Origin of the sequence: Natronomonas sp. (assembly GCF_046710025.1) — an archaeon.
Classification (GTDB): Archaea; Halobacteriota; Halobacteria; order Halobacteriales; family Haloarculaceae; genus Natronomonas.
In genome coordinates, this window is record NZ_JBKEGK010000177.1 from 1 (window position 1) to 5,383 (window position 5,383).

Here is a 5,383-nt window from a genome sequence, read left to right on the forward strand (position 1 = left end):
ATCGCCCGGCGGCTCGTGTACGACGCCCGTTCGAACCTCTCGTCTGCGGGGTACCCCGGGGTGCTCGTCGACTGTCGGGACGGAGCTCGCGGTCTCGCCGAATACGCCCCCTACGACCGCATCCTGCTCGAGGCCGCCGCCGTGGAACCGCCGCAGGCGCTCCGCGAGCAGTTGGCCCCCGGCGGCCGACTCGTGATGCCACTCGGCGGTGGGACCCAGACCCTCGTCGCGATCGAGGGCGACGACCGTACCGAGTACGGTACCGTCGCCTTCCACCCGATGCTCGTCGACGGCGAGCAGGCGGACACGATCGAGCGAAACCGGACCCGCCGCGAGGACCGCGAACACGCCCGCCGGGACGCCGAGCGCCGGAAGGGGTGGGAGCGAACCTGGATCGATTGGGACCACGATTGAGTCCCCCCCGGGTCGGGGAACGGCATATTATCGTTCAGCACTAAGCGGACGTATGCCCCCGACGCCGCGGACGATCAGCGAGCATGACCGTGCGGCCCCGACGCGCGAGGCGACGGAGACGGCGACGTTCGGTCTCGGGTGTTTTTGGGGTCCCGACGCGCGCTTTGGCGCAATAGGCGGCGTCGTCCGAACCCGAGTCGGCTACGCCGGTGGAACGGAATCGGACCCAACCTACCACGCCCTCGGCGACCACACGGAAGTCGTTCAGGTCGACTACGACCCGAGACGGCTCGACTACCGGACGCTTCTCGAGGCCGCGTTCGCGGCCCACGACCCTCGCAAACAGTCGGCAAAACGTCAGTACCATCACATAGTTTTCCCCGAAACCGACGCACAACGCGAGGCGTTGGGGGCGTACCTGGACAGGAAGGGGTACTCCCGGGACGGCATCGCAACGCGGATCGAGCCGCTTTCGGCGTTTTATCCGGCGGAAAGCTACCATCAGAAGTACACCCTCAGATCCGACCGCACCCTGTTGGATCTGTTTGAGGAGGCGGAGTACGACGACGAGGCGATCCGAGAGTCGCCAGCGGCCGCAAAATTGAATGCGGACCGCGCCGGGCGCGAGGTGGCCCCGATTCCCGAGTTGGGTATCGGGACGGCACCCCGGCACGGTCGCAAGTGAGAACACTCAGAGATACCGGGACATCCGGTAGGTCACCCCCATCGGGTTCACGACGGAGAACCCGGCGCGGCTATAAAACCGGAGGAGCCCGCGGTTGGACTTCTCAACCGACAGCCAGACGTACTCCACCCCCTCCCGTTCGGCGTGGCCCAAGCCGGTGCCGAGAAGCGTCGTACCGATTCCCGCGCGCTGGTAGTCGTCATCGACAAAGATAGCGAGTTCGTAACGGTCAGTCCCGTCGGGAACGAAGCTTACGTGCCCGACGATCCGACCGTCGTGGCACGCGACGATGTTCGGGCCGTCGAGCACCGTCAACAGCCACTCTCGGATCGCCTCCATCCCCTGCGGCGGAACCCCCTGTGCGCGGCTTGCCGGCGCCAGCCCGTCGTACATGTCCACCAGCGCATCGAAATCCGACCCTTGACGCGGGCGGAACTGTATCTCCCGACCGTCGTCATCGGTGATCCGCAATGGCGGGACACGAGGGGTGATCCGGCCGGGACGGAGCCGGTCGTAGACTGTTCGAACAAAGTCGTTTACGGACATAGTATAAACAAACGTTTCTTACCTAAAGTGTTTTTGCACGTGGATAGTATAACCGATAATATCCTAAAACATTCGGACATTAAGAAGACGGGTAATCAAATGAATGTTTTAGAAATCTCATGGTCGGTCGAATATTGAAACCGATCGACGGACGCGGGGCTGGACGGGGTGTCTGCTCCTCGCCTCGAGTGAACACCATCGGCAAAGTCAACAGCAAGGGCTGCTGAAAGGGTGACCGCTATCTCGGCGCGAGAAGTTCGATCACGTGTTGGGGCCGTTCCTCGAGGAGGTCGTCAATCTGGTCGAGACACGACGTGCCGCTCGCGACGACAACGTCCGGATCGGCGTCGCGGATCTGTCCGGCGAGGTTCTCGCCGACATCTATCGACTGCTCGTAGAACTGGCTCTTGTAGCCGAACGACCCGGCCATCCCACAGCACTCGACATCGTTCGTCTCGACGTCGTACCCGCAGCGTTCGAGGATCGTGCGGCTGTACTCCTCAAGGCCCATCGTCCGCTGTTGGCAGTGGCTGTGGTAGGCGACCGTCGTGTCGCCGTCGGCGTGTCGAAGCTTGTCGATGTCCGCGCCGTTGGCCACAAGCCCGTAGACGTACTCCAGAATCTCGTAGCTGTTCTCCGCGAAGGGTTCGAACTCGCCTTCAGGGAGGAGTCGCTCGTACTCTCCGGTGAACATCGCGACATCGCTTGGCTCGATGACGACGACGTCGTAGCCGGCGTCGAAGTACGAACCGAGCTCGTCGGCGACCGCGTTGGCCTTGCTCCGAGCGGTATCGATCATTCCCTGCGAAAGCGGCGCGCGGCCGGACCCGGGCGTCTGGGGGACAAGCACCTCGACGCCGAGCGCCTCCAGCGTCCGGACCGCGGCCTTGCCGCGTTCAACGTCCATGTAGTTCGTGTAGAGGTCGGGATAGAGGACGACCTTCCGGTCGGGATCGGCCGGCGGAACCGCATCACGGTTCTCGAACCACTCGGCAAACGTCGTTCGGCTGAAAGCTGGCAGGGGTCGGCGGCGGTCGACGCCCGCGACTTCCTCAAGCACGCGGGCGGCCGGCGGCGAGTTCGCCATCCAGTTCGACAGCGGCGCGAAGGCGCTACCGAGTTTCGCCAGCGTCTCGAAGTTCCCGAATAGCCGCTTTTGAAGCCCAGGGCCGCTCTCCTCGGCGTCGGGGGTGAGCCCATCGACGAGGAACTCCGCGTTGGCGTCCTTCTTGCTGTTGACCCGGTCCCTGACGACGGTGTTGATCCAGGGGATGTCGATCCCGACGGGACAGGCCTCGACGCACCGCGAACAGCCCGTACACTGGTCGTTGAACTCCGCAGCCGTGTCGAGGCCGTGAACGCCGGCCTCCCAGCCGGTCGCGATCCCGCCGGAGTACGTCTCCCCGCCGAAGACGTGCCCGCCGACGGACTGGAAGTTCGCACAGGTGTTCGAACAGGCCGAACACCGGATGCAATACAGCGTCTCCCGGAGGTCCTCGTCCTCCCGCATCGCCATCCGGCCGTTGTCGATCAACACGAGGTGGAAATCGCGGTCATCGCCGGTTCCGTTGATGACCGAGTCGGTGTCCTCGAAGTCGACGGTCGGGGAGTTGATCGGCGGGGTAAACAGCGAAACGTAGCTAGTGATGTCCTGGCCGGTCCCCGAACGGCCGATCAACTCGATGAACGGATGGAGATCCTCGACGCTTGGGACGATCTTCTCGACACCCGCGACCGCGATCTGTGTGTCCGGCACCGTCACCGACTTGCGGGCGTTGCCCTCGCTGGTGACGAGCGCGATCGTTCCCGAGTCGGCGGTGACGAAGTTCGCGCCGGTCATCCCGACATCGGCCTCGCGGATGAGTTCGCCCAGCCGCTCGCGGGCGAACATCGTCAGCTCCTCGGCGGACTCCAGCTCTTCGTCGGGGTCGAAGCGCTCCTCGAACAGCGTCGCGATCTCCTCGCGGGACTTGTGGATCGCCGGCGCGACGATGTGGCTCGGGGCCTCCTCGGCGAGCTGTAGCACCCACTCGCCGAGGTCGGTCTCGACCACGTCGACCGCGTTCTGTTCGAGGTGTTCGTTGACCTCGAGTTCCTCGCTCGTCATCGACTTGCTTTTTATAAGCCGGTCGGCGTCCTCGCCCTCACAGACGTTGGCGATGTAGCGGTTTGCGTCCGCCGCGTCCTGTGCGATGTACACCGTCCCGCCGTTCTCCTCAACGGCCTCGGTGACCTCGTCGATCAGGTCCGGAAGCCGCTCGATGGCGTCTTCTTTGATCTCCCTGGCGCGGTCCTTCAGCGCCTCGTAGTCCTCGAGTTTTGCGACCGACTCGTAGCGGCCCTCATTGAACCCGCGGGTGTTCGTCGCGACCGCGTCGCCCTCCGTCTCCATGATGTGTTTGATGTGCTCGGCCCGGGATCGTTGGGATTTTCCGCTCATGCGACAACGATCACCTCCACCTTCTTTGGGCCGTGTGCCCCCTGGACGAGCGCCCCCATGTCCGCCGTCGCCGAGGGGCCAGTCGCGATGATCGCCGAATCGCGGGTCTCTCGCAGTTCCTCGCCGAACCACTCGAAAGCCGCCGCCATGTCGGGAACGATGTCCGACTCCCGGAGGACCACGACGTGCAGGTCGTTGAACAGGCTGATCGGTTCGCTTCCCTCGGCCGTCGCTCGGAGCACGACGCTCCCGTAGTCTGCGATCGCCAGCGACGCGGTCGTCACGCCGGTCTTGGCCGCCTCAAGTTCGGCGGTGGTCGGGTTCGTGGTCACGGCCTCGGGAAGCGTCGCCCCCGCGATGTCGATCGGCGTTCCCATGGCCGGCCCCGAGAGGAGGTCCGCGATCGTCTCACGCACTGCCGATGGCTGGACCCGCTGTACGCCGACGTCGTAGGCCCCGACCGTCCGCTCGAACTGGTCGAAGAGCGCTGGTTCGGTACGTTGTGCTGCCATGTCAATCCGGATACACACCCGTTAGAAGTACGGTTACTTCGTGTTTTCGCCCGGAGAACGGAATGTGCGCCCCGATTCCGGCAGGGATGCGGGCCGGTTTCCGGGGCCAGTGGGGTCGTCCGAACGAACGCGGATGCTGGAGACCTATTGGAGATACCGCGGTTCGGGTCAGCGCGCCCGCCCGTCTCACTCCCCGCTCGGACTCGATCTGGCCGTCGCATCCGGCGATCTGTCCGGGGCCCCCAACAGGAACCGGGTGAACCGGCCGACAAGCCACGCGACCCCGTTGAGAACGGCGAGGGAGACGGCGAGCGAAACGAGGCCGACCGCGGACATCGCAAGCGCCGCCGGCAGCGTCGTCACCGTCCAACTCGTGATCGTCACCGCGAACTCCGCGCCGATCAGCAGTTCACCCCATGGAATCCGCAGTGACGGCGTGAGCGTGACCGGGTCGGGGAGTCGCAGGCCGACAGAGACGCCCGGATCATCGTAGTACAGCGGCGCCGAGAGCAGCGATAACGACACCGAAAGAAGGGTCGTCACTAGAACGAACGAGGCGACGCCGATCACGAACTTGCTCGCTAAATACCCCGCTGCCGCCCACGTTTCGCGCCCGACCACGAGGGCGCGAAGGCGGGCGAGGGGGCCATCAGTCTCGAGGAACGGATACCCCGGCGACCGAATATCGAGACCCAGAAGATACCGGGCGGTGAGGCGCTCAAACCACGCGCCGAGGTGACAGCATCCGAGAACAAACACGAGTATCGGCGCGCCCACGACCAGGAC

Annotated in this window: 6 protein-coding genes; 2 read left to right on the forward strand and 4 right to left on the reverse strand. The window is 64.7% G+C overall.

What is annotated here, in order from left to right; translation table 11 throughout:
- Together ACI944_RS11235 and ACI944_RS11240 are read left to right on the forward strand one after the other, a co-directional pair.
- A partial coding sequence (locus tag ACI944_RS11235) for a protein-L-isoaspartate O-methyltransferase family protein (RefSeq protein WP_411719146.1) occupies window positions 1-414 on the forward strand: 414 nt, incomplete at its 5' end.
- A gap of 52 nt (window positions 415-466) precedes the next feature.
- Window positions 467-1,099 (forward strand): peptide-methionine (S)-S-oxide reductase MsrA, encoded by a 633-nt coding sequence (locus ACI944_RS11240; protein ID WP_411719147.1) that lies wholly within the window; start codon window positions 467-469, stop codon window positions 1,097-1,099.
- A gap of 6 nt (window positions 1,100-1,105) precedes the next feature.
- On the opposite strand, the gene ACI944_RS11245 is transcribed toward ACI944_RS11240, so the two are convergent.
- From ACI944_RS11245 to ACI944_RS11260, 4 genes are all read right to left on the reverse strand, one after another.
- The gene (locus ACI944_RS11245) at window positions 1,106-1,645 is read right to left on the reverse strand and encodes an N-acetyltransferase family protein (RefSeq protein WP_411719148.1); all 540 of its coding nucleotides are present in this window, start codon (window positions 1,643-1,645) and stop codon (window positions 1,106-1,108) included.
- A 238-nt stretch (window positions 1,646-1,883) separates the two neighbouring features.
- On the reverse strand, window positions 1,884-4,085 hold the full coding sequence (locus ACI944_RS11250; protein WP_411719149.1) for an LUD domain-containing protein: 2,202 nt from the start codon (window positions 4,083-4,085) through the stop codon (window positions 1,884-1,886).
- Window positions 4,082-4,597, reverse strand: coding sequence for an LUD domain-containing protein (locus ACI944_RS11255; RefSeq protein ID WP_411719150.1), 516 nt, complete (start codon window positions 4,595-4,597; stop codon window positions 4,082-4,084). The genes ACI944_RS11250 and ACI944_RS11255 overlap by 4 nt, the downstream gene beginning before the upstream one ends.
- Before the next feature lie 186 nt (window positions 4,598-4,783).
- A partial coding sequence (locus ACI944_RS11260) for a sensor domain-containing protein (protein WP_411719151.1) occupies window positions 4,784-5,383 on the reverse strand: 600 nt, incomplete at its 5' end.